A 23,230-nucleotide genomic window follows, 5' to 3' on the forward strand; every position below is an offset into this window, starting at 1 on the left:
CCATTACCCCCATAAGATTTTTTTATAATTATCTGGATCCGTATCGCCCTCAGTTGAGAACATTAATACTTTTGACTCTTTATCCAGTTTTAAAGCATCGCGTAATTCTTTGTATTCCGAATCCTGCATGACTGTAGCAACTAAGCCCATTGCAACAGCACCTGATTCACCTGAAATCACCTGTGGATCTCCTTTTAACGGAGCGCCCAGCATTCTCATACCTTTTTCTGAAACCCAATCCGGCGCAGAAACAAAGAATGAAGTATGATTTTCTAAAATATCAAAGGAAATCGTGTTCGGTTCTCCACAGGCTAAGCCTGCCATAATAGTTTGTAAATCGCCTTCAACAAAGCGAATTTTGCCGTCTTTTTCAATCGCTGATTGATACAAGCAGTCCGCTGCCTGCGCTTCTACAACCACCATTGTCGGTGGATTATCCGGATAGAGATTTGCAAAATACCCGACAACCGCACCGGCTAAGCTACCTACACCAGCCTGTACAAAGACGTGTGTCGGACGTTCAACGCCCGCTTCTTTTAATTGTTGGGATGCTTCCAAAGCCATTGTGCCGTAGCCCTGCATGATCCAAGTCGGGATTTTTTCATAGCCGTCCCAAGCGGTATCTTGTACCATGACGCCATTTTCTGTTTCTTCGGCCATTTTATTCGCCATCCGTACACATTCGTCATAATTGACCTCTTCGATCGTAACTTTAGCGCCTTCTTTTTCGATATTTTCTTTTCTCGTTTGTGTAGAGCCTTTCGGCATCAATACAACGGCTTTTTGGCCAAGCTTATTCGCAGCCCAAGCTACTCCACGACCATGATTACCATCGGTTGCAGTGAAGAAGGTTGCTTGACCGAATTCTTTGCGAAGCTCGTCTGAGGTTAACACGTCATACGTTAATTCAGACACATCCTTGCCAAGCTTTTCGGCAATGTAATTTGCCATGGCGAAGGAACCGCCCAGCACTTTAAAGGCATTTAGCCCAAAGCGATAAGATTCATCTTTGACATAGAAGTCATTCAGTCCTAAATAATCAGCCAGCTCGTTTAATTCAGCTAAAGGTGTTTGACTGTATTGAGGAAAACTGCGGTGAAAAGCCAAGGCTTTTTCAATTGCATCCTTTGACATCAGTGATAGATACTGATCGTCGGTTTTAGGCATTTCATTTGCCGTCCATTTTATTTTTTCCAAGAAATTTTTCCCTCCATCTTATTTATTTAAATCAACACAGGTTGATTGATTCCATTCTTACTAGTGAAGCGTGCGGAAAATAAATTGCCCTTGTTTTGCGGCAAGCATTTTACCTTGTTCAGCAACCTTTTGTCCGCGGAGATAAACTGCTTTGGCGCTGCCCTTGGTTTGAAAGCCTTCAAACGGAGTATAATCCACATTTTGTAGCTGAGTGGCAGCCGCAATGACTCCTGTTGTTTTAGGATCCCAAACGACAATATCTGCATCGCTGCCCGGCTGAATCACACCCTTTTGCGGATATAAAGCAAATTGCTTAGCGATATCTTCCGACAATAGGCCAACCATTCTTTCTAGGCTGATTTTGCCAGTTGCTACACCAGCGGTATAAATCAATTCTGGCCGTGATTCAACGCCCGGCATGCCATTTGGTATTTTACTGAAGTCAGCTTTGCCGACTGTTTTCTGTCCATCAAAGTTAAAGCTGCAGTGATCTGTGGAAATTGTATTCACGCTGCCGTCTATGACACCTTCCCACAAAACTGCCTGGTCCTCCAAACTTCGTAACGGTGGTGAACACACGTATTTGGCTCCTTCAAAGTTTGGACTATCATACAAATGGTCATCCAAAACTAAATACTGCGGACATGTTTCTACATAGACCTTTTGCCCTCGTGCTCTGGCACGTTTTACTGCCGCTAACGAACGGCTTGTGCTTAAATGAACAATATTGACGGGCAAATCAGCCAAATCCGCAATCATTAAGTAGCGTTCTACAGCCTCAGCTTCAACCGAAGCAGGTCTGGATAACGGATGATAATGCGGGCTGAGTTTCTTTTCAGCAATAAATTTAGCAACCATTTCATTGACCAGATCGCCATTCTCACAGTGAATTCCCAGCATAGCCCCATATTTTTTAAATTCCAGCATAGCTTCAAAAATTTCAGCATCCTTAGTTCTTAGATTGTCGTAGGCCATATACATTTTGAATGAGGTAATGCCAGCAGCAATCATTTCTTTAATTTCAGCTTTAATGTCCGCATTCCATTCAATTAATGACATATGATAAGTGTAGTCACAGGAGCTTTTTCCTGCAGCCAGTTGATTCCACGTTTCAAGGCACTCTTTTAGCGAGCCGCCTTTATTTGGTGTAGCCATATCAATAATCGTGGTTGTTCCTTTGGCAACTGCTGCTTGGCTACCGGTCGTGAAATTATCCGCAGTCCCCAATGAGCCTTTACCGTTATTTAATTCCAAATGAGTGTGGGCATCGATGAAGCCCGGCAGCAAATAGCAGCCGGCTACATCTTCTACCACAGAATCTTTTATAGCTAAATCCGCACCCATTTCTATGATTTTTTCGCCATCCAGCCGCACATCCAGCTGCCGACGATTATAGGCAGAAACAACCGTTCCACCTTTTAAAAGAATAGACATCTTACTAACCTCCTTTTACATCAGAAGTTGTCTGTAGACGGATTTACGCTTGCATGCAATAACTGTATTCTTCAATCATGGTGTCCATCAACGCGATTAAATCAGCTGGAACCGGCGCGTTAGGATCCGTTAACTGAATTGTTGAAACATTGTTCCACAAACGAACCAGGCAACGTTTTTCTCTAGGATCGATGACATAGAAGCCTGAATTTGTGCTGTCTTCAAAATCAGCTTCTGAGTTAAATAATGTAAACTTGTCTTTGTAAGGAGCACTTGAATATGGGCAGAAGGTTTCACAGTTGCCGCATTCATTACACATGCGATCGACATGGACAATCTGTGGTGCCCCATTCACTGTTACAACAATGTTGGCTCTGTTTGGACAGACATCCATACAAGATTCACAAACGGTTGAGCATTCAAGACAGTTTTCAGGCTGTCCGCAGCGCGCTTCATCAGTTTGTAGAAGACCGCGTTTGTCTCTTACTAAAGCGACATTGTCATTTAAATTGGTTAATTCATAGTGTTTATTGTGAACATGACAGATATTGTTAGCTGCTTTGGTTGCATCCGCAATTGCTTCAACAATCGTCGCCGGTCCTAAATTTGCATCGCCGATCACATAAACATCCTTTAAATTGGTTTCCAATGTCGTTGGATTAGAGACGACTTTGCCGTATTGATCTGTTTGAATGCCAATTGATTGATAGAACTCGGTATCTACCTTTTCACCAACTGCTGCAATAACTGTATCAGCGGGAACTTCTTTGAATTCACCAGTTCCTACTGGCTTACGGCGACCAGACGCATCACGGTTGCCTAAACGCATCACTTCGCAGGTCAGGAAATTATTTTCCAGCTTGATTGGCGCTAATAATTCTAAAAATTCTACGCCATCTTCTAATGCTAAATACAATTCTTCTTCATCTGCCGGCATATTGCGTTTATCACGGCGATAAACCACAGATACTTTTTTCACACCCGGCAAGGTCGTTGCTGCTCTGGCGCAATCCATCGCTGTGTTTCCGCCGCCCACAACGACGATTTGTTCTCCGTATGGATTAATTGAAGGATCTTCACGATTGGCTTTTAAGAATTCCAAAGAATTCAATGCTTTTCCAGCTTCCAAGCGTAATTGACCATGCTTCCAGGCACCAATCGCGTAGATCACATTGGTGTAGCCCTGCGCACGCAGCTCTTCCAAGCTTGGTGCAGCTTGACCTGTTTTGAATTCTGCGCCCATGAACTTCGCCATATCTACATCGTTTTGGACTGATTTCATTGAGATTCTGAATTCCGGTACGATTTGGCTGCAGACGCCTCCGACTGTATCAGCTTTTTCAAAAACGGTTACCGGCATGCCCTCTCTAGCTAGTAAATAGCCAGCTGAAATTCCGGCTGGTCCACCGCCGACAACTGCTGTTTTAGGTGCATTCTCTTTGCGGACTGGTTTTTCCATTGTTGCCATTAATTCTTCGTAAGCATGCTCAGCAGCTTCCAGCTTCACTTCACGAATATGAATCGAGCTTTCGTAAAATTGCCGCGTACACTTGGTCATACAAGGATGCGCACAAATTGTGCCTGTAATAAACGGCAATGGATTTTTGTCTACAATCACTTTTAAGGCGTCCAGATGCTTGCCTTCACTCACATAACGCAGATAAGCCGGCACATCTTGGTGAATAGGACAACCGCCGTCTCCGCGGCAAGGCGCTGTATAACAATCAATAAAAGGCACTTTGGTGCGTAATTTAGAGCTTTGCGGTAGCTTAATGGATTTTTTATACCGTGCTTGTGTTTTAGCTTTTTCAACAACCTCAGCCAGTTTTTTCAGATCCACTTGCACCTTAGCTGGATAAGCTGATTCGCTTAATAAATTAGCTACCTGATTCATGCGCTGGTAACCGCCCGGCTTCAATAACGTCGTTGCCATTGTAATCGGCCAAATACCTGCGTCGAAGATATCTTTAATATTAAAAATATCTGCTCCCCCTGAATAGGAAATTTGTAATCTGCCGTCAAAGGCATCCGATAATTTTTTCGCTAAAGAAATACTCAATGGGAATAAAGAACGACCTGACATATACATTTCATCACCCGGCAACTCATCAGCATCAATGCCTACTGGGAACGTATTGGTGATTTTCACGCCGAAGTTCAATCCCTTACTATCAGCCAACGCCTGCAGCCGCTGCAGCATTGGAACGGCGTCTTCAAATTGTAAATCTTCAAGGAAATGATGATCGTCAAAAACCATATAATCGAAGCCCAGCTCATCCATTGTTTGACGAGTATATTCGTAGCCAAGCATAGTCGGATTGCATTTAATGAAGGAATTTAGTCCCTTCGTTTCTAATAGATAAGTAGTAATCCGTTCGATTTCATCAGAAGGACAGCCGTGTAACGTAGAAAGGGTAATAGATCGGCAAACTCTTGGACTAATGGAATCAATATACGCTCGATCAATTTGTTTAAATTGCGGTAGATATTTATAAGCAGCTTCTAAACACTCTTGCCAGATCGGTGTATTTTCAGCATTTTGCATTTCTGTAATATATTTGTCTACTTTCGGTGATTGAATCCCCGCCAAATCATAGCCGACACTCATATTGAAAATAAAGCCGTCTGGATCGCCCAAGCCTAATTCCTTGCTCAACAGCTTTAAAACAAACCAAGCTTTCACATATTCATCATAAGCCTGCGGTACCCGCAATTCCGTTGACCACTCCACGTTGTAGCATTCGTCTGCGGCAGTAATACAAGGTTTGCTGACCGGTAAATCTTCTCCGTCAATAATTTGTACGGTTTTCACTTCAAAAAAGCGGGAGCCTGTTAAATAAGAAGCAATAATATTTTGAGATAATTGCGTATGTGGTCCGGCTGCCGGTCCACAAGGCGTTTCCATCTTTTCACCGAATAGTGAAATTGTCTTGTTTGGATTAGCCCGGTAAAATTTTCTAACCCCAAAAATAGTTGACTCATTTTGATACTCGTTTAAAATCCAGTTCAATAACCCATCAATTGAAATCGGGTGCATGATGTCGCTCATAGTTGTCACTCCTTTTTAATTTTCAGCTAGATTCGTTAACCGTTGATTCTTGTCCAAAGTGACTGTGCCTGAGCTTGCGCATCTGCCCAGATTTTTGCTTCATCGACACCCTGTACTTCCCGATTACGCATCCGAATAGAACCATTAATAATCGTATCTGTTACTGCTCCACCATTGATGCCAAAAAGAATATGTCCGTTATAGTTTGAGCTGTTCATTGGCGTTGGGCCTTTATAATCAATTACAATGACATCTGCGGCAGCTCCGGCTTCCAGCACACCTAATTTGGATTTAAAGTAGCGATTTGCCATCTTCGGATTATTGTTAAACAGCATTTGCGGAATTTCTGCCCATGCCGCATTTGGGTCCGCTAAATGATGCTTGTGAATGATGTTTCCTACTTTATAGGATTCAGTAATATCATTGGTATAGCCGTCTGTCCCAAGTCCCATCATAATGCCGTACTCATTCAACATCCGCATTGCTGGTGGACAGCCAACAGCGTTACCCATGTTGGATTCCGGATTGGTCACAACCATCGTATCGGTATCTCTTAACAATTCCATTTCATGCGGCCCAATGTGAATGCAATGACCGGCCATCGTTTGTTTACCTAAAATGCCTAGATCATACAACCGGTGAACGATTGGTTTACCGTGCTTGTTTAGAGAATCGTAAACATCGGCGATATCTTCTGCAATATGAATATGGTAGCCTACGCCTTCTGGAGTATTTGCTGCACAATATTCCAACGACTTGTCTGATAAAGTAAAGGCGGCATGCATCCCCATCATCGCTTTTTGCATATCGTCAGTACGATCTGAGCTGACTTTGATAAAATCAGCATTTTCCTTTACAGCTGCTTTCATTTTTTCTTCGCCGTCGCGATCGGAAACCTCATAGCAAAGGCAAGTTCTCACACCTAATTCGTCAGCTGCATTGGATAATTGATGCAGGCTGCCAGTAATTTCTCCATAGCTGGCATGATGATCAAAAACAGTAGTCACACCATTTTTTATACTGTCCAGATAAGCAATTTTGGCGCTGTGATAGCAATCTTTTAAGTTCAATGTACGGTCAATCCGCCACCATTGCCCTTCAAGGATATCCATAAAATTTTTGGGATGGTAATTATTAATACTTAAGCCACGAGCAAAAGTACTGTAAATATGATTGTGCATGTTGATAAAACCCGGCATGATTACGCCGCCTTTTGCGTCGATAAATTCAGCATCAGGATATTCTTTGCGTAAATCAGCTGTTGTACCGATTTTTTCAATTGTCTTTCCGTCAATGGCTACGCAGCCGTTGTCATAGAATGTTCCTTTTTCATCTCTTGCAATCAATCGACCGTTTCCTACTAATAACATCCTTTAATCCTCCTATAAATTCATTAGTATTACCCACTAAAAGTAATCGCTTACAAAATAGATAGTTTGACTATTCACAAATTATCCGTTTTATACATAGTGAAAATATACATCCTGAGCTTTCTTGTAAAAGCGTTTGCATCTTTGGTGTTATTGAACAATCTCATCTATCTCGATTAAATTATACCACTTGACCTAAAAAAAAACAATGCCACCTAAAAAATATTTTTTAGTGCATTCTGACCATTGTCTTGTATTATATTTTCACGCATGATATTATTACAAAAGAACAGCTGAAACGGCTTTCTTACTGGTAGTATAGTAGACTTTAACCTAGTTTCAGTTCTCATACCCACAAAAAAATAAGGGCAAAATATTTTTTTATTCGCCCTAATCCTCTTATAGATAGAAAGGAGTGAACCCATGCTCTCAGATGAAAAATTACACTTTTTAACCCAAGTTGCTAAAGCGTTAGCCAGTCAGTTTGGAGAAAATTGTGAAATTGTCATTCATAAGATTAATGAAGATAATGTCAACAATACTATCGTTTCTATTGAAAACGGACATGTATCTTCCCGCCAACTTGGTGATGGTCCTTCTCAAGTCGTTTTAGAAGCATTAAAAAAAGATCCTGCGGAATTAACCGATCATTTGAATTATTTAACACGGACACATGACGGCAGAATTTTGAAATCAAGCACAATTTATTTCAAAGATGATTCAGGCAGTTTAGATGGTATTTTTGCGATTAATTATGATATCACTGGTTTGATAGCTGCAGAAACCACATTGAAATCATTAATTACGACAAATGAACAAGACGATGACAAAGAACCGGATTATATCCCTCAAGATATTAACGAGCTGTTAGACGACTTAATTGAGGAATCTGTTAAGTTAGTCGGCAAGCCTGTACCGTTAATGACGAAAGATGACAAAATTAAATGCATCCAGTATTTAAATAGTAAAGGTGCTTTTCTCGTAACAAAATCCGGAGACAAAGTCGCAAGCTTTTTCAATATCTCAAAATATACGCTTTACAGCTATATTGATGCTAAATAAGAACACAACCAAACGACGTAATTTCTTTCAAAAGAAATCGCGTCGTTTATTTTTTTGCAGGACTTCCACAAAAATCGGCCTCCTTTTTCAATATAGTAAGAAAGAGTAAAAGGAATTAATTTTTCTTGTCAACTGTGGTATTATAAAATGAGTTTATTATTGATTTCATCAATGAGAATCAATGTAATTGGAGGATACTTTATGGGAATCAGAAGTTATGCAGCAATTGCAGCTGGGAAGGCCTCTCAGTGGCTATTGCAAACTTTTTTTAAAGGCGGCAGCAGCTATCCTGGAAAGCTGGCGCTAAAAATTGATCCAAAGATTTTAGACACATTAGCAAAAGATTACGAAATCGTGGTTGTTACCGGGACTAACGGCAAAACCTTAACCACTGCCTTAACGGTAAATATTTTAAGACAGGAATTTGATCACGTTCTAACCAATCCGACGGGTGCTAATATGGAACAAGGGATTGTTTCTACTTTTTTATCTGCTAAAAATAAAGGCGCGAAAAAGAAATTTGCCGTTTTAGAAATTGATGAAGCCAGTCTTAGTCGTGTGACTAAATATATTAAGCCAAAGCTCTTTTTATTCACTAACATTTTCCGTGATCAAATGGATCGCTACGGTGAAATTTATACGACCTATAAGCTGATTGTGGATGGAGCTGCCGCAGCGCCGGATGCTTTACTGCTTTGTAACGGAGATTCACCGATCTTCAATTCTATTGATACTGTGAACCCTAGGAAATATTATGGCTTTAACCATCAAGCTGATAAAGAACAGATGGCTCACTACAACACGGACGGCTTGCTTTGCCCTAAATGCCATCACATTCTGCATTATAAAATGATTACGTATGCCAACTTGGGAAAATATTATTGTCCAAACTGCGGTTTTCACCGACCTGAGCTTGATGTCCAGCTGACAGAAATGGTGCATATGGATAATACTTCAGCTGATTTTATCATTGACGGGGCGCAATATAGCATCGCTGTCGGCGGTATGTACAACGTTTATAACGCACTGGCTGCAACAAGTGTGGCCGAGCACTATAACGTTGCGCCGGAAAAAATCAGAGCAGGCTTAGCGTACGACGAAAAGGTTTTTGGTCGTCAAGAAGTGATTGAAATTGGCGACAAACGTTGTACCTTAGTCTTAGTTAAAAATCCTGTTGGGTTAAATCAGGTCATCGATATGATGGGGTTGGCTCCTTACCCGTTTTCACTTGTTTCATTATTGAATGCAAATTACGCGGACGGAATTGATGTCAGTTGGATCTGGGACGGAAATCACGAAGCCTTTGCTACGATGGAGATTCCCGCGGTCATTGCTGGTGGCGACCGCTCAAAGGATATGGCGCTGCGCTTAAAAGTGGCTGGTATTGCCGAAGAAAAGCTGACAGAAATAACGGACCTAAACGATGTCATTACTGCCATTAAGGATTTACCGACAGAGCATGTCTATATCTTAGCGACCTATACAGCTGTTTTACAGCTGCGCAAATCCTTGGCGGCTCAAGGGTATATTCAAGGAGGAATGAACGGTGCCTAAAGAATTAGTGGTATGTCATTTATACGGAAATTTATTAAATACCTACGGCGATAACGGTAATCTGCTGATGCTGAAATACTTATCAGAAAAAATGGGTGTCACTTTCCGTTCAGAAATCGTAAGCATTTATGAACCCTTTGATCCCAATAAATACGATTTAGTATTTGTCGGCGGCGGTCAGGATTTTGAGCAGCTGATTATTTCAGAGGATATCCAAACCAAAAAAGCAGCTTTAACTGAATATATTGAAAATGATGGCGTCATGCTGGCAATTTGCGGTGGCTATCAATTATTAGGTCATTATTATATTGGTGCTAACGGTGAAAAAATTCACGGTATTGGCGCACTGGATCACTACACGTTAAGCCAAGAAAATAATCGTTATATTGGCGATATTGTCATTCATAATGAAGAATTTGATGAAACCTACTACGGTTTTGAAAACCACAACGGCCGCACTTTTCTCGGCAAGGGCGAACGCCCGTTAGGAAAAGTTGTTCAAGGCAAAGGCAACAATAATGAGGACGGCTCCGAAGGTGTGATTTATAAAAATGTTTTTGGTTCTTATTTCCACGGACCAATTTTAGCTCGCAATGAGCATTTAGGTATTCGCCTTATTAAAACTGCCTTGGAAAAAAAATATCAGGAACCTTTTGTTGTGCCTGAGCAGTAATCAAACAAAAAAGATGAACAAGGGAAAACTGTAGTGACCTCCAAAAGTTAGATTTTCAGGTCTAACTTTTTGGGGTCACTACAAACAGCTCTTGCTCATCTTTTTTCTATGAAAAGCTAAAAACTCAGCTTAAGATAGTGTAGCCTTTGCCAATCTTTTCAAGGACGATACTTGGCTTAGCCTCTTTATTTTTATGCGCTTCCCGATGCTGCTGCAGATGTTCCGGACGTTTCAGCCATGCTTGAAACGCTTTTTTGTCTTGCCACTTGGAAACAAGCACAAATTCACAGCTGTCCTTCGTTTCCGCAAACCAGCATTCGCTAGATAAACAGTCCTCTCTTTCCAACATTGATGCTACATCTTTTTTCGTTTTCTCTTCGAAACGTTCTTTCCCCTCTTTTTTCACGACAAATGTCACCGATTGAACATACATTTACTCTCCCCATTTCTTTTTAAAATAGCCACCTTCTAATGATAATGATTATCACTATCAATTATACTACATTTTTTCCCATTATGTATACGTAAAAAAATGCGAAACGAAAGGCCACACCTCTCATTCCGCACCTTATTTTATTAAGCTTCAGCGCCCGGCTCTGAGGCAATAATTGTCAAATCACCTTCAAGACGCCATTTATTAATTCCGGTTGGCAAAATAAAGCTTGTTCCTTTGACCAACTCATAGCGCTCTGACTGTAAGTCATCTTCAATAATCAGAGTCCCTACACCGTCAACGACTGTTGCCAAAGTGTATGGCGCTTGTTGATTTAATTTCAAGACGCCATTTACCTGCCATTCGTACACGTTGAAAAAGGCTGTTTTCAAATACGTAATAACACTTGACTGTCCCTGATTATGCTGTTGAATGGTTAACTGAGCATTCTGCGCCGGCACAGTTGTAACATCTACTGATTGCTGGATGTGTAATTCTCTTGTTTGTCCATGATCATCTTTACGGTCGTAATCGTAGACGCGATATGTCGTGTCGCTGCTTTGCTGTGTTTCTAAAATCATGATTCCTTTACCAATCGCATGAATTGTACCACTTGGTACGTAGAAAAAGTCTCCTTTTTTTACCGGTACTTTTCTTAACAAATCATCCCAGCGGCCTGCTTCGATCATTTCAGCTAATTCTTCTCGTGTTTTAGCATTGTGACCATAAATAATCGTTGCGCCTGGCTCTGCATCTATGATATACCAGCATTCCGTTTTACCCAATTCGCCCTCATGAGCTAAACCATAAGTATCATCCGGATGCACCTGAACGGACAAATCATCTTCTGCATCCAAAATTTTAGTTAATAATGGAAAAACCTCTCCTTTGGCATGACCGAATAGTTCCCGATGATTTTGCCATAGCTCATCGAGCTTTTGACCAGAAAATTCGCCATTTTCAACGATACTTACGCCATGAGGATGAGCGCTGATCGCCCAGTCTTCACCGATCTTGTTACTAGGTAAGTCAAAGCCGAATACACTGTGTAAACGATCGCCGCCCCAGATTTTTTCTTGAAATACAGGTTTTAAAAATAAAGGTTGCTGCATTGTTGGAGACTCCCTTCCGAATTAAACTCACGCCATTATTATAGCACTAAACACATGGTGAATCATCTGCAAGCGTTATTTTTTTCCATTAAATACGTCTTAATTAATTCAGCTCGGCTCAATAAATATTCATCTTTGTTATCCGTCGGATGAACCCGATTGGATAAAAAGATGAACGCCTCCTGCTGGGGCACATCCATCAGTAAAAAAGTTCCAGTATAACCAGTATGAAACAATAGTGGCTGATTCTGTAAATCGTTTAATAAATCCCAGCCTAAGGAACGCTGACCTTTGCCGTTGGGCGTTTGATCCTTTAAAAGCGCTTGGACTGTTGCCGGTTTTAAGATTTGTTTAGAATGATAACAGCCTTGGTTTAAATACATTTGCACGAAATGCTTCAGATCAGCTACATTGGTAAATAATCCAGCATTACCGGCATGTTCTGCTAATACAAAGGCTTTAGGATCATGCGTTTGCCCGCGAATCAGCCCTCTGACCGGATGCTTTTCAGTTGGCACGATTTTTGCAGATTCTGTTGGTAAAAAGCAGCTATTTGTCATCTCCAGCGGCTCAAGCACCTGCTCTTTAAAAATAGTGATAACGTCTTTTTGATAAAGCTCCTCCAGCATAAAGCCTAGTAATATTGTCCCGGTATCCGTATAAGCTACTTTCTCGCCTAGAGCAGCACCAGACTGAAACTTCGTATAGGCCTGACGCAGCTCTTCTTTAGATAATTGATCACGATTTTCAATGTAGCTTTGGATGTCTGCAGTATGTGTCAAAAGATGCCGGATTGTTATTTTTTGATCCTCAAAAGCCGGATAATAGCTCTGTAAGGATTGCTCGATCTCAAGTTTGCCTGCATCCGCCAACTGCAACACAACCGTCGTCGTACAAATGACCTTTGTTAAAGAGGCGACATCAAATAACATTGAGCTGGTAAGTTTTTCTTTTACAGGCTCTATACTGGCATTGCCCCAGGTTGCGTCTTCTGATTCATTTTTTGAAATAAACGAAAAACTGGCACCTGAAAACACTCCAGCCTGCATTAGTTCTTTGATTTTTTTCCTTGTTTTTTCATACTTCATCGTTTGTCCTCTTCTATTGTTTAAATCCACTGCTCATCACGCACAAACCACCATTCAATTCTGCTCGGATCATAAATGGTCAGAATTGTCAGTTTCTTATCCACAAAAAATTCCTGCTGGTTAGCTTCCAAATGTTCTTTTAATGCGCTCATTTCAGCTTCACAATTTAATAGAACAACAAAAAAGTCCAATCCCAAGGTACCTTCGTCAGAATTACACGGAACAGCGTTTTCCAGTCCTTTGGTTAATTGAACAAAAAAATGACCGTTATTCATAGACAATTGCTCAGTATTGTTTTCTTCCGCCGCCATACCCAACATCTCATGATAAAAGGCATGGTTTTTCGGCTGATTGCTGACAGGCAAGTAAATTCGATCAAACTGTACACCATCAGAAAGACTGGAATACAGTAAATCACTTTGACGAAGCAGCTCATCAATATCAAAGTGAGCCATATCACCCGCTTCTTTTTGGTAGCTGATTTCGATTTCGTTGCCTTCCGGATCTTTTAAAAAGATACTTCTCCTTGTATCTACTTCTGCTGAATTATCAATTGGATAATTATGTGAAGTAATCCTGCGTAACAGGCTGCCGAATTCAGCTTCTGTTGGAATCGCTAAAGAAAAACAGAAGGGTCGTTGTGACGACACTTCATCTGCTTCCAGCTCTTCTAAAATCAATAACCGACTATCCTTTTCTGTTGAACCTAAAATAGACAGGTTATTCTCTTCGATTTTCAACACAAATCCCAACACATGTTTATAAAAGTAAATCATTTTCTCTACATCTTTCACGCGAATTGCAATAGTTTTCACGTATACATTTTCTGATAAATGAAACTTCTCCATCCGTCTTCCCCCTCCGAATGTCTCCCACTATTATTTTAAACATCTCCCGCCATTTCAGCAAGTAAATGCTCTTTTTTGACATCATAATGTAAGACTGTTTGAGAAATACCCTTTTTCAAACAACCAGATTCACTACCCATACCAAAATAACTATCTGGTTCATTTAAATGCAATGAAAAAGTTTAAAGAAAGAAGGTGTTGGAGTCTCGCTTCAACACCTTCTTCAACAATTTATGCAGATTAATTATAGATCGCCTTAATCGGATCCATTCGCGAAGCGCTGATTGCCGGAATAATTCCGAAAACCACTCCTGTCAAAATAGAAACGCCAGTAGATATGATAAAAATCGATGGTGTCATTACAGGGATAATATCTACGAAACCACCGAGAGCGGTGGACAAAAGATAACCTAATCCCACACCGATCAATCCGCCTAATAAAGTGATAAACGCTGCCTCTAGTAGAAACTGCAGCAAAATCATCCGCGGCTTTGCACCAATGGCACGACGAATCCCAATTTCACGTTTCCGTTCTGTAACAGAAACATACATGATATTCATGACACCGATTCCGCCAACTAATAGCGAAATGGCAGTCACAGCCATGAGAAACATTGTAATTGCGCCAATGGATTCTTCCATTTGCTTTTGATTTTTCTGATCCTGATCATCTTCTTTAAAGATTCCTTTAACATCTTGATGATTTTCATTCATGATTTTAACTGCTTCACCGATCACCTGCTGTTTATCCGCACCTTCTTTTAGCCTGAAATTAATCCCACTGATCGATTTTGAAACCGCCAGTTTGTTGTATGAGCTGCGGGAAACAAAACTACTATAAACAATATTCCAGTCTAAAGACATCGCTTCGGAATTTGTCATAGTTTCATAATCGAGCGGCTCCAAAATTCCGATTACTTTGTACATGTAGCCATTAATGGAAACGGCCTTACCGATCAATTCGCTCGGATCATCCATATTAAGTTCCGTTTCAAAAATATTATGATTCAAAATAATCACGTCTTTGTTTTGATCACGCTCGTCGAAATCACGGCCGTATTTAATCCGATTATTCCCCCGATTAGAGGTAACCATTAAATTCGCCTTAGCGCCAAAATAATCCATGGACAAAGTCAAGTTGTCGCCAAGTCCACCGTCTCCATACTGCGGATAAATTTCATCGACTCCCTCGATATCTCTTACTTTTTTCATATCGATTTTTGAGAAAGTGAAGTCTGGTTCCTCATACCCCATATAATCCGAGGAGCTTTCATCATGCATTGTATAATGAAGCTTAACCACATTGGTGTTCAGCGCATTAGAAGCAGAAACAACCTGCTTTTTCATTCCTTCACCAAGAGTAGAAATAGTGACGACAGAAGCAATCCCGATAATAATGCCGATCATCGTTAAAAAGACACGTAATTTATGCGCACGCAGGCTCAACAGCGTGCTGACCAGTAAATTAATTATCATCGAATCACCTCTTCTTCAAGGAAATTCCCATCTTTCATATGAATAACACGGGTTGCATACTTTTTCATATCACTATCGTGCGTAACCATTACGATTGTTTTTCCCTGACGATTTAATTCCGTTAATAATTCCATGATTTCAACACCTGTTTCACTGTCTAAGGCACCAGTAGGTTCATCTGCCATAATCAACAGCGGATCATTCACTAGCGATCGAGCAATCGCTACCCGCTGTTGCTGCCCACCGGAAAGTTCAGTGACCTTAGCTTTAGTTTTGCTGCCCAAGCCGACTATTTCCAAATACTTTTCAGCAATTTTCCGCTTTTCCTCACTGCTCTTTTTGCCTTCATAGACACACGGCAGTTGTACATTTTGACTAACGTTCAGTGAATTAATTAAAAAGAATTGCTGAAAGATGAAGCCCAAATACTCATTGCGATATTCTGATTTCTTGTTTTCACTCAGCTTGGAAACATCTTCTCCCTTAAACAGGTAATTGCCATCTGAAATTCGATCCAAAAAGCCGATAATATTCATCAGCGTTGTTTTGCCGCTCCCTGATTTGCCCATGATCATAATGAATTCTCCTTCATTAATCGTCAAATCAAGTGATTTTAAAACATGCAGCTTTTCTTTTCCCGCTGGAAAATACTTGTTGATGCCTTGCATTTGAATAAGAGGTTGCTTTGTCTGAACTTGTTCTGTCATGCTCGCTCCTCCTATTCTTTTGTTTCCGCAGTTTGATTAGTTTCACCGATCAAATCGCCTTCTTTGACTGCTTTTTTAGAGGAAACAATAATACGGTCAGCAGATTCCAAGCCAGAACTGATGGTTACTTTGTCCTCTTTTTCTTCACTCACTTGGACATCTCTGCGAATTACAGAACCAAAGTCGTTTACAAGGACATACTTTTTGCCATCTTCTTCATGAACAGCTTTTTTCGGTATTTCAATTGGCTTACTTTCACCTATATTAATGGTGGCTTGAATATGATAGCCGTTTTTAATCCCTTCTAAACTGTCTAAAGATAATTTCACATTATAATTAGACATGCTTGCACCACTTCCGCTTGCTTCACTGTCTGTTTGATTTGCTTGAGCTTCCGGCGGATTATCGTCAATATAGGAAATCTTTCCCTTAACATTGGTACCGCTAGAAACCACTGAGAGATTTGCTTCTTGTCCGACTGCGATTTTCATTAAGTCTTTTTCATTCACTTTACCAGCCACATATAAGCCTTCTGAGGTTAAACGTAAAATCGGTGCATTCGCATCCTTCACTTCTGGAATAGTGACACGACCTTTGAATTTTGCTTTTGTCGTAATGTACTGTTTCGTGGAAAGATCCGCAATTGTTTCGTTGGAAAAGAAAATTTCTTCATCTACACTGTCGATTTCAGCTTGATGCTGTTCATCAATCGCTGCGCCAGTCGTTGTACGTTCTTCTTCTTTGGTCTTATTATAAGTATCGATAGCGCGATTCCATTTATTGTAGATATTTTGTTTTTTTGTGTTGAGCTTGCTCAAGGTATTAGTTTGTGTTTCAATTTCTTTTGTGATTTCTTTATCTTCATAAGTAAACAATTCTGTTTCCGGTTCAACGATATCTCCATTTTTCACTTTGATTTCGGGCTTGCTTGACATTTTTTCGTCTTTCGCAAAGGCCTCAGACTGCTCTGGCTGTACAATACCGTTGATATACACTTGTTCAATATCCGGCACTTCAAAATAGTCAATACCGTAATCTTCTGCTTCTGCTGCTTTATCTACCGGCACCTCTTGGTTGCCTCCGAAAAAGAGTCTAGGTACGATAAACAATCCTACCAGTAAAACTGCGACTACTCCGATGATAATCTTCGTTCTTTTTTTCATAATCCTCTGTCCCACTCCTTTTTATAAAAGATTAAAATTTGATTGGATAATATTCCTATCCTTTCATTTAACCATTAAATAAAGCGTTACACAACTAACATTTTTGTCATCATTTATTTCAAAACAAAAAAAGTGTTGGACAAATCTACGTTTGCCCAGCACTTTATCCAGCCAATCAGCTGATACAGGAATTGCCTTTATTATTAAAAGCTTAAAAAATATTATTTAAAAACACCTTGTTTTAGCCAATTCAATTTTATTTGAAATTGTTTGACGATCTGTTCAACCTTGAAATCGGGATCCAAACTAAGTTGGCGATAGCCATCAGCAATTGAGGTAAAAGCATTCGTTAGAAACATTTGCAGCAAAAGTCTCTGTTCCTGCGGCTCTTGAACGGTTAATCGGCTCCAATCGATCAGCGCTAAAAGCTGATGACTCTCACAATTTGGCTCCTGATCGTCCTGTGGAAAAAATTCAAGCGACAACTGTTTACTCAAACGATAGTCCAAGCCCATAAAAAGATGCTTATAAAACGCCGCATTTTCACCTGTTAATACTTCTACAATCATTTTAGAGAAATAGATGGATACTGCTTTAAATAAATCCCCATCAGCATTTTTTAAAGCAACTTCAATATCTTTTTTACTGGTTTGTCTCAATAAATCAAAATAATAGTAATAAAGATCTTCCTTATCCTCAAAATACTGGTAGAAACTTCCGCGAGGAATTTCAGCTAATTTTACAATATTAGCTATAGACGCTTCTTGTAAGGAAGCTCTGGAAAACTCGGCTTTGGCAGCAGCAATAAGCCGTTGACGTTTGGTTTCTGTTAGATGAAAAAAGGTGGACTTAGGCATTGAACATTCTCCTTTTTGGACGCTTCTCACATATGACACACTGTCATTATAGCACTTCATTTCAAAGAAGCAATCATCAATCAACTTACATCTTTGTTAGCATTCTTCAGAACCTGTGTCTAAAGATTGTCCAATACTTGACGTACCACCGCTTTTAGCTGCTCCACTACATCTTCAAAACTCTGGTTAGCATCAAGCATAAACACGTTCGGATATTGTTGAAGAAGAGCCTTTTGTTTCATTTCAGTTTCATACGATGCTAAACGGGTTTGAATGATTTGCGGGTCTGTTTCTCTCTTCTCTAATCGTGCAAGCACATTCTCTTTGGAAATGTCAAAGAAAATCGGAATCACCTTTGCGCCAAAAAGCGTTCGAATTGCTTGGAAGCCTTTCAATGTTAAAACATCATAAGCATAATGCTCGCTTGTTTTCTCCCTTAAATCTGCAATAGCCACCCCGTAATAATGACCTTGATAATAATCATATTCCGCTAAAGCTTTCTGTTTGATTAAGTCTTCAAATTGAGCCTGCGTATTAAAATAATAGTCTTTTCCCTCTATTTCACCCGTGCGTTTTGGACGTGTTGTATGAGAAATTACTTTTGTTTTTGCTGGAAAAACAGCTTCAGAAACTTTGGTTTTACCGGAACCGCTGGGACCAATTATTACAAAAAACGGCTGCTTCAATTCGTTGGTAGTCATTTTGGTCCTCCTCTTTTTTTCTTAACTATACAATAAGACCCTATTTCACTTCAAAGAAAATGACAAAAGCAGGAACATCTACCTTCAGACATCCCTGCTTGTTTTGTTGCTTATTTATGCTAAATCTTGTCCATTGGTTGCGATAACCTGTTTATACCAGTTGAATGATTTTTTCTCATAACGGTTCATCGTTCCTTCACCGTTATCATCTAAATCAACGTAGATAAAGCCGTAACGCTTGCTCATTTCCCCAGTTGACGCACTCACAAGGTCAATACAGCCCCAAGGCGTGTAGCCCATTAGATCTACACCATCTTGAATAGCATCAGCCATTGCTTCAATATGACGACGCAGATAATCAATACGATAATCATCTTCCACATAGAAATTTTCATCCACTTTATCAATCGCACCCAAGCCATTTTCGACAATAAACAATGGTTTTTGGTAACGATCATATAGCTCATTTAAAGCAATTCGCAAGCCCTCAGGGTCAATTTGCCAACCCCATTCACTCGCTTCTAAGAATGGATTGCGCACGCCGCCTAATAAGTTTCCAACGACAGTATCCTCTTCTTCGGCTGTTTCATTGACTGCTGAAGACATGTAATAGCTAAAGCCAATATAATCTACCGCATATTTCTTCATTAATTCTAAGTCATCCGCACCCATTTCCAATTCAGAAACGCCGTATTTATCGAACATTCTTTGTTGGTATGCCGGATATTCTCCACGCACCTGAGCATCAGTACAATAGAAGTTAAATTCTTGGTTTTGAGCTAAAGTGGCCATTTGGTTAACCGGATTCGCATCGATACTATAGGTTGTTGCATAGATGATCATACAGCCAATCTGCATATCCGGATTGATTTCGTGACCGATTTTCACTGCTTTGGCACTTGCGACAAACTGATTATGCCAAGCTTGGAACACGTTTTGATAATCACCAGCACCCGTAGCTTTAACCATTCCTTGGCTTAAGGCTGGGAAATGGAATGCCGAATTAATCTCATTAAACGTCATCCAGTATTTCACTTTTTTACCATAACGTGTCAATACAACATTGGCAAAGTTTTCGAAGAAATCAATCAATTGACGATTTTTCCAGCCGCCATATTCTTTGGCTAAGTGTAAAGGCATTTCATAGTGAGAAATTGTAATAACAGGTTCAATATTGTGTTTTAAGCATTCATCAATGACTTGGTCATAAAATTTCAACCCAGCTTCATTTGGTGTTGCTTCATCGCCTTTAGGAAAAATTCTTGCCCAGGCAATTGAGAAACGGTAACATTTAAAGCCCATTTTAGCAAATAAGGCAATATCTTCTTTAAAACGATGATAATGATCGATCCCACGGTGATTAGGATAAACATACTTATCTTCATCAATTTCCCAGTTAAATGTGTCGCTGCCCAAAACTTGGAAGCGTTGTTTGCCGCCTGGCATTGCATCAGCAACGGATAACCCTTTACCGTCTTCTAAATAGGCTCCTTCCAATTGATTGGCAGCAGTTGCGCCGCCCCATAAAAATCCTTTTGGAAATGCAGTAGTTTTTGACATTCGATTTTCCTCCTTAAGTTCAGTGGACTGTTTTCTTTTTTATTATATACTAGCGAACAACAGCTAAGAAATCTTCACCATGAAAAACATCTGTCTGGTTCATATCTAAAACATCAAGATAGTCGCCGCTGTTAGTCACAACAACCGGTGTTACGACTGGATGCTTAGCTGCCAGAATTTTTTCGATATCGAATTTTACCAATAGATCTCCTTGTTTGACTGTGTCGCCTTGTTTTACGAATAGTTCAAATCCGTCGCCATCCATTTCAACAGTATCCATTCCAATATGCATTAATATTTCAGCACCATCAACCGTCGTGATGCCTACAGCATGTCCGGTCGGGAAAAGCGTTGTTACTTCCCCATCAGCGGGTGCGTATAATTCACCGTTAGAAGGCTCAATAGCAATACCTTTACCTAAAGCGCCTGATGAAAAGACTTCATCTTCAACTTTGTCTAATGGTACGATCGTTCCGGTTAACGGACTTGCTAACACAATTTTATCACTTTTATTCGTTGCTGTGTTTTCTTTTTTCGCTGGCTCTGCTGCCGTCGCTTCTGTTTCTTCATCAAAACCTAAAATCAGGGTTAAAACAAAACTTAGAACAAAGGCAACTGCAATCCCAACAATGCCCATCACTACGTTAGATTCTACGCCATCAATATTACTAATCATTGACGGAATTGCCAAGATACTTGGCATGATGTTTCCGAAAGCTTTCACTTGGAAGAAACCAGTGATTGCACCACCGACAGCTCCACTAATACAAGCTGCGATAAACGGTTTTTTCAATGGCAAGGTAATCCCATAAACAGAAGGCTCAGTAATCCCGAATAAAGAAGTAATGGTTGATGAAACAGCCAAGGCTTTACGTTTTTCATTTTTTGACTTAAAGAAGACTGCCAATGAAGCCCCTGCCTGCGCAATAACTGGCGCAAACAGCATCGGAATCATCGTGTCATATTGTGCTAAAGCCAAGTTGTTGGTCATAATTGGTACAAAGCCCCAATGCATACCGAACATCACGAATACTTGCCATAAGCCACCCATAACAGCACCAGCGATTAGTGGACTGAAATTGTAAATACCAGCATACAAGCCACCCAAACCATTACCAATGACAGTACCGATCGGACCAACTACAACAAATGCCAGCGGTACCATGATCACTACAGTCAGCAATGGTACTAAAACAATTTGGACAACCTGAGGAATAACCTTTTTAATAAACCGCTCTAAATAGCTTTGTAGCCAAACAACTAGGATAATTGGAATAACGGTTGACATATAACCGGACGGATTAATGATGACCGGAATACCGAAGAAATCCAAGCCACCTTCCGCAGCCGCTGTGGTAATCGCCGGATAAACCATCGCTGCCGCAATCGCCAAGGAGATATATTGATTCGTTTTAAACTTCTTAGCAGCAGTAAAGGCTAACGCTAATGGTAAATATTGCATAAATCCGTCGGAAGCTGCATAAAGAATCTGATACGCGCCGGAATCAGCGGTCATCAAACCAAGATTCGTTGCTAAAATTAAGAAGCCCTTTAAAATCCCGACACCCGCCATCGCACCTAAGAAGGGCGTGAAAATAGATGAAATAATATCGATCAAGCGATTGAAAAGATTGCCGCCCTTTTCTTCAGAAGCTTCCTCTGACTCATTTCCCAAGCTGCTATGAGCGATTAGTTCTTTGTACACATCACTTACATGACTGCCGATAACCACCTGATATTGTCCGCCGCTTTTCACAACTTGAATAACATCTGGATCTGCTTTTAGCTTGTCTGTTTCTGCTTTACCTTCGTCTTTTAATTTAAAACGTAATCGTGTTGCACAATGAACAACTGAATGAACATTGTCTTCTCCGCCAACCAACGTTAACACGCGTTCGGCAATTTCCTGATTTTTACTCATCATTGATTCCTCTTTTCATAATTTTTTTATATAAAAAAAACCTAAACTGAAAAAACAAGTCTTACCTATAGTCAGAAAACAGCCTTCATTCTATAGATAAATCAATTGTTTTTTCAATCTAGGTTTTGCCTGCTAACCAGTAACAATCCGCTACGATTGAAATAAATTTTTAATAAAATAACTAGGTATTTTTATCGCCGACCACTCGTTGAATGTGAATCGTCAGATAAATTTGTTCAGCCTTATCAATTGGCTTTTGGTATTTCTTTACTAAGTAATCATTAATTCTTTGAACTGATTGAAAAGCCTTCGGATACTTACTTTGAATCAGCTCATATAAGAATTCATCCTCTTCATCATGAGCTTCATTTTGCAGATAGCGTTGAGCGAAATACTGCAAGTGAGTAACAATCCGCTGATAGTTAAGTGACTCTTCATCAAATGGCTTGCCAAAGTAACGACTGATAATCGTTAGGATATCACGAACCATCTCAGTAGCCGACATCGTAACTTCCATATTGCCGTTAGCCTGTTCACTGTTCACAATGTGAAAGGCAATAAAACCGGCTTCACTATCAGGAAAATCAATGTTTAGCTTTTCCTTAATCAAAGCTACCCCTTTTTTAGCGATCGCAAATTCTTTCGGATAAAACTTTTTTGTTTCAAACATTAAAGGATTAGGCATTTCAATGCCTTCTTTGGCACGTACGATCGCGTAATGAATATGATCGGTCAAGGTCAAATAAATATTGGACGACAGCTCAATTCCCAGTTCCTTTTCAGCGATATCGACAATTTTTTTAACAATATCAACTTCTTCCACCGGAATATCTGCAAATAGCTGCTGAAATTGTCCTGAAGTGATGGAGTCTTTTAAAACAAATTCTTTTTCAACAAAGGTTGGGTCAACAACATCACCGATACTTTTTTTAAAAGCCAAGCCACGACCCATGCAGACAATTTCTTCACCTGCTTCGTTCTTTGTCATAATAACGTTGTTATTCAAAATCTTTTCAATTATCATC

19 protein-coding genes are annotated in these 23,230 nt (G+C 40.1%); 3 read left to right on the top strand and 16 right to left on the bottom strand.

Features of this window, described 5'->3' with window-relative positions; genetic code table 11:
• Window positions 1-3: 3 nt before the first annotated feature.
• From dpaL to ssnA, 4 genes are read right to left on the bottom strand one after another with little or no spacing between them, the layout of a single operon-like run.
• Window positions 4-1,197, bottom strand: coding sequence for a diaminopropionate ammonia-lyase (dpaL, locus tag ABH902_RS09800; RefSeq protein ID WP_404590538.1), 1,194 nt, complete (start codon window positions 1,195-1,197; stop codon window positions 4-6).
• Window positions 1,198-1,257: 60 nt separating this feature from the next.
• Entirely contained in the window at window positions 1,258-2,631 is a 1,374-nt protein-coding gene (hydA, locus tag ABH902_RS09805; protein ID WP_404590539.1) for a dihydropyrimidinase, read from the bottom strand.
• A 43-nt stretch (window positions 2,632-2,674) separates the two neighbouring features.
• Entirely contained in the window at window positions 2,675-5,680 is a 3,006-nt protein-coding gene (gene ygfK, locus ABH902_RS09810) for a putative selenate reductase subunit YgfK (protein WP_404590540.1), read from the bottom strand.
• A 35-nt stretch (window positions 5,681-5,715) separates the two neighbouring features.
• The gene (ssnA, locus tag ABH902_RS09815; protein ID WP_404590541.1) at window positions 5,716-7,050 is read right to left on the bottom strand and encodes a putative aminohydrolase SsnA; all 1,335 of its coding nucleotides are present in this window, start codon (window positions 7,048-7,050) and stop codon (window positions 5,716-5,718) included.
• A 423-nt stretch (window positions 7,051-7,473) separates the two neighbouring features.
• Between ssnA and ABH902_RS09820 the strand changes: the two genes are divergently transcribed.
• The 3 genes from ABH902_RS09820 (at window position 7,474) to ABH902_RS09830 (ending at window position 10,339) form a co-directional block, all read left to right on the top strand.
• On the top strand, window positions 7,474-8,112 hold the full coding sequence (locus ABH902_RS09820) for a helix-turn-helix transcriptional regulator (RefSeq protein ID WP_154774861.1): 639 nt from the start codon (window positions 7,474-7,476) through the stop codon (window positions 8,110-8,112).
• 201 nt (window positions 8,113-8,313) lie between these two features.
• Entirely contained in the window at window positions 8,314-9,666 is a 1,353-nt protein-coding gene (locus ABH902_RS09825) for a MurT ligase domain-containing protein (protein WP_404590542.1), read from the top strand.
• Complete coding sequence (locus tag ABH902_RS09830) at window positions 9,659-10,339, top strand: type 1 glutamine amidotransferase (RefSeq protein WP_404590543.1); 681 nt, start codon at window positions 9,659-9,661, stop codon at window positions 10,337-10,339. The genes ABH902_RS09825 and ABH902_RS09830 overlap by 8 nt, the downstream gene beginning before the upstream one ends.
• A 124-nt stretch (window positions 10,340-10,463) precedes the next feature.
• Here the strand turns inward: ABH902_RS09830 and ABH902_RS09835 are convergent, their stop codons facing one another.
• The 12 genes from ABH902_RS09835 to licT all read right to left on the bottom strand — a co-directional run bounded on the left by ABH902_RS09835 (window position 10,464) and on the right by licT (window position 23,229).
• On the bottom strand, window positions 10,464-10,772 hold the full coding sequence (locus ABH902_RS09835; RefSeq protein ID WP_404590544.1) for an antibiotic biosynthesis monooxygenase family protein: 309 nt from the start codon (window positions 10,770-10,772) through the stop codon (window positions 10,464-10,466).
• Window positions 10,773-10,915: 143 nt separating this feature from the next.
• On the bottom strand, window positions 10,916-11,884 hold the full coding sequence (gene manA / locus ABH902_RS09840) for a mannose-6-phosphate isomerase, class I (RefSeq protein ID WP_404590545.1): 969 nt from the start codon (window positions 11,882-11,884) through the stop codon (window positions 10,916-10,918).
• Between the two features lie 62 nt (window positions 11,885-11,946).
• The gene (locus ABH902_RS09845; RefSeq protein ID WP_404590546.1) at window positions 11,947-12,972 is read right to left on the bottom strand and encodes a serine hydrolase domain-containing protein; all 1,026 of its coding nucleotides are present in this window, start codon (window positions 12,970-12,972) and stop codon (window positions 11,947-11,949) included.
• Between the two features lie 20 nt (window positions 12,973-12,992).
• On the bottom strand, window positions 12,993-13,820 hold the full coding sequence (locus ABH902_RS09850; RefSeq protein ID WP_404590547.1) for a VOC family protein: 828 nt from the start codon (window positions 13,818-13,820) through the stop codon (window positions 12,993-12,995).
• A 240-nt stretch (window positions 13,821-14,060) separates the two neighbouring features.
• The gene (locus tag ABH902_RS09855; protein WP_404590548.1) at window positions 14,061-15,296 is read right to left on the bottom strand and encodes an ABC transporter permease; all 1,236 of its coding nucleotides are present in this window, start codon (window positions 15,294-15,296) and stop codon (window positions 14,061-14,063) included.
• Window positions 15,293-16,003: an ABC transporter ATP-binding protein gene (locus tag ABH902_RS09860; RefSeq protein WP_404590549.1), complete on the bottom strand. Its 711-nt coding sequence runs from the start codon at window positions 16,001-16,003 to the stop codon at window positions 15,293-15,295. The genes ABH902_RS09855 and ABH902_RS09860 overlap by 4 nt, the downstream gene beginning before the upstream one ends.
• 11 nt (window positions 16,004-16,014) lie before the next feature.
• Entirely contained in the window at window positions 16,015-17,166 is a 1,152-nt protein-coding gene (locus ABH902_RS09865) for an efflux RND transporter periplasmic adaptor subunit (protein WP_404590550.1), read from the bottom strand.
• Window positions 17,167-17,387: 221 nt separating this feature from the next.
• On the bottom strand, window positions 17,388-18,023 hold the full coding sequence (locus ABH902_RS09870; protein ID WP_404590551.1) for a TetR/AcrR family transcriptional regulator: 636 nt from the start codon (window positions 18,021-18,023) through the stop codon (window positions 17,388-17,390).
• Window positions 18,024-18,142: 119 nt separating this feature from the next.
• On the bottom strand, window positions 18,143-18,724 hold the full coding sequence (locus tag ABH902_RS09875) for a guanylate kinase (RefSeq protein WP_404590552.1): 582 nt from the start codon (window positions 18,722-18,724) through the stop codon (window positions 18,143-18,145).
• Between the two features lie 114 nt (window positions 18,725-18,838).
• Entirely contained in the window at window positions 18,839-20,284 is a 1,446-nt protein-coding gene (locus tag ABH902_RS09880; RefSeq protein WP_404590553.1) for a glycoside hydrolase family 1 protein, read from the bottom strand.
• Between the two features lie 49 nt (window positions 20,285-20,333).
• On the bottom strand, window positions 20,334-22,205 hold the full coding sequence (locus tag ABH902_RS09885) for a beta-glucoside-specific PTS transporter subunit IIABC (RefSeq protein ID WP_404590554.1): 1,872 nt from the start codon (window positions 22,203-22,205) through the stop codon (window positions 20,334-20,336).
• Between the two features lie 181 nt (window positions 22,206-22,386).
• Complete coding sequence (licT, locus tag ABH902_RS09890; protein ID WP_404590591.1) at window positions 22,387-23,229, bottom strand: BglG family transcription antiterminator LicT; 843 nt, start codon at window positions 23,227-23,229, stop codon at window positions 22,387-22,389.
• Between the last annotated feature and the right edge of the window lies 1 nt (window position 23,230).

The sequence above is a fragment of the Enterococcus sp. UD-01 genome, from assembly GCF_044909655.1.
Classification (GTDB): Bacteria; Bacillota; Bacilli; order Lactobacillales; family Enterococcaceae; genus Enterococcus_L.

Coding starts and splice junctions, on each gene's coding strand:
- hydA (WP_404590539.1), bottom strand. CDS start 2,631: ATGTCTATTCTTTTAAAAGGTGGAACGGTTGTTTCTGCCTATAATCGT.
- ygfK (WP_404590540.1), bottom strand. CDS start 5,680: ATGAGCGACATCATGCACCCGATTTCAATTGATGGGTTATTGAACTGG.
- ssnA (WP_404590541.1), bottom strand. CDS start 7,050: ATGTTATTAGTAGGAAACGGTCGATTGATTGCAAGAGATGAAAAAGGA.
- ABH902_RS09820 (WP_154774861.1), top strand. CDS start 7,474: ATGCTCTCAGATGAAAAATTACACTTTTTAACCCAAGTTGCTAAAGCG.
- ABH902_RS09825 (WP_404590542.1), top strand. CDS start 8,314: ATGGGAATCAGAAGTTATGCAGCAATTGCAGCTGGGAAGGCCTCTCAG.
- ABH902_RS09835 (WP_404590544.1), bottom strand. CDS start 10,772: ATGTATGTTCAATCGGTGACATTTGTCGTGAAAAAAGAGGGGAAAGAA.
- manA (WP_404590545.1), bottom strand. CDS start 11,884: ATGCAGCAACCTTTATTTTTAAAACCTGTATTTCAAGAAAAAATCTGG.
- ABH902_RS09845 (WP_404590546.1), bottom strand. CDS start 12,972: ATGAAGTATGAAAAAACAAGGAAAAAAATCAAAGAACTAATGCAGGCT.
- ABH902_RS09850 (WP_404590547.1), bottom strand. CDS start 13,820: ATGGAGAAGTTTCATTTATCAGAAAATGTATACGTGAAAACTATTGCA.
- ABH902_RS09855 (WP_404590548.1), bottom strand. CDS start 15,296: ATGATAATTAATTTACTGGTCAGCACGCTGTTGAGCCTGCGTGCGCAT.
- ABH902_RS09860 (WP_404590549.1), bottom strand. CDS start 16,003: ATGACAGAACAAGTTCAGACAAAGCAACCTCTTATTCAAATGCAAGGC.
- ABH902_RS09865 (WP_404590550.1), bottom strand. CDS start 17,166: ATGAAAAAAAGAACGAAGATTATCATCGGAGTAGTCGCAGTTTTACTG.
- ABH902_RS09870 (WP_404590551.1), bottom strand. CDS start 18,023: ATGCCTAAGTCCACCTTTTTTCATCTAACAGAAACCAAACGTCAACGG.
- ABH902_RS09875 (WP_404590552.1), bottom strand. CDS start 18,724: ATGACTACCAACGAATTGAAGCAGCCGTTTTTTGTAATAATTGGTCCC.
- ABH902_RS09880 (WP_404590553.1), bottom strand. CDS start 20,284: ATGTCAAAAACTACTGCATTTCCAAAAGGATTTTTATGGGGCGGCGCA.
- ABH902_RS09885 (WP_404590554.1), bottom strand. CDS start 22,205: ATGAGTAAAAATCAGGAAATTGCCGAACGCGTGTTAACGTTGGTTGGC.
- licT (WP_404590591.1), bottom strand. CDS start 23,229: ATGATAATTGAAAAGATTTTGAATAACAACGTTATTATGACAAAGAAC.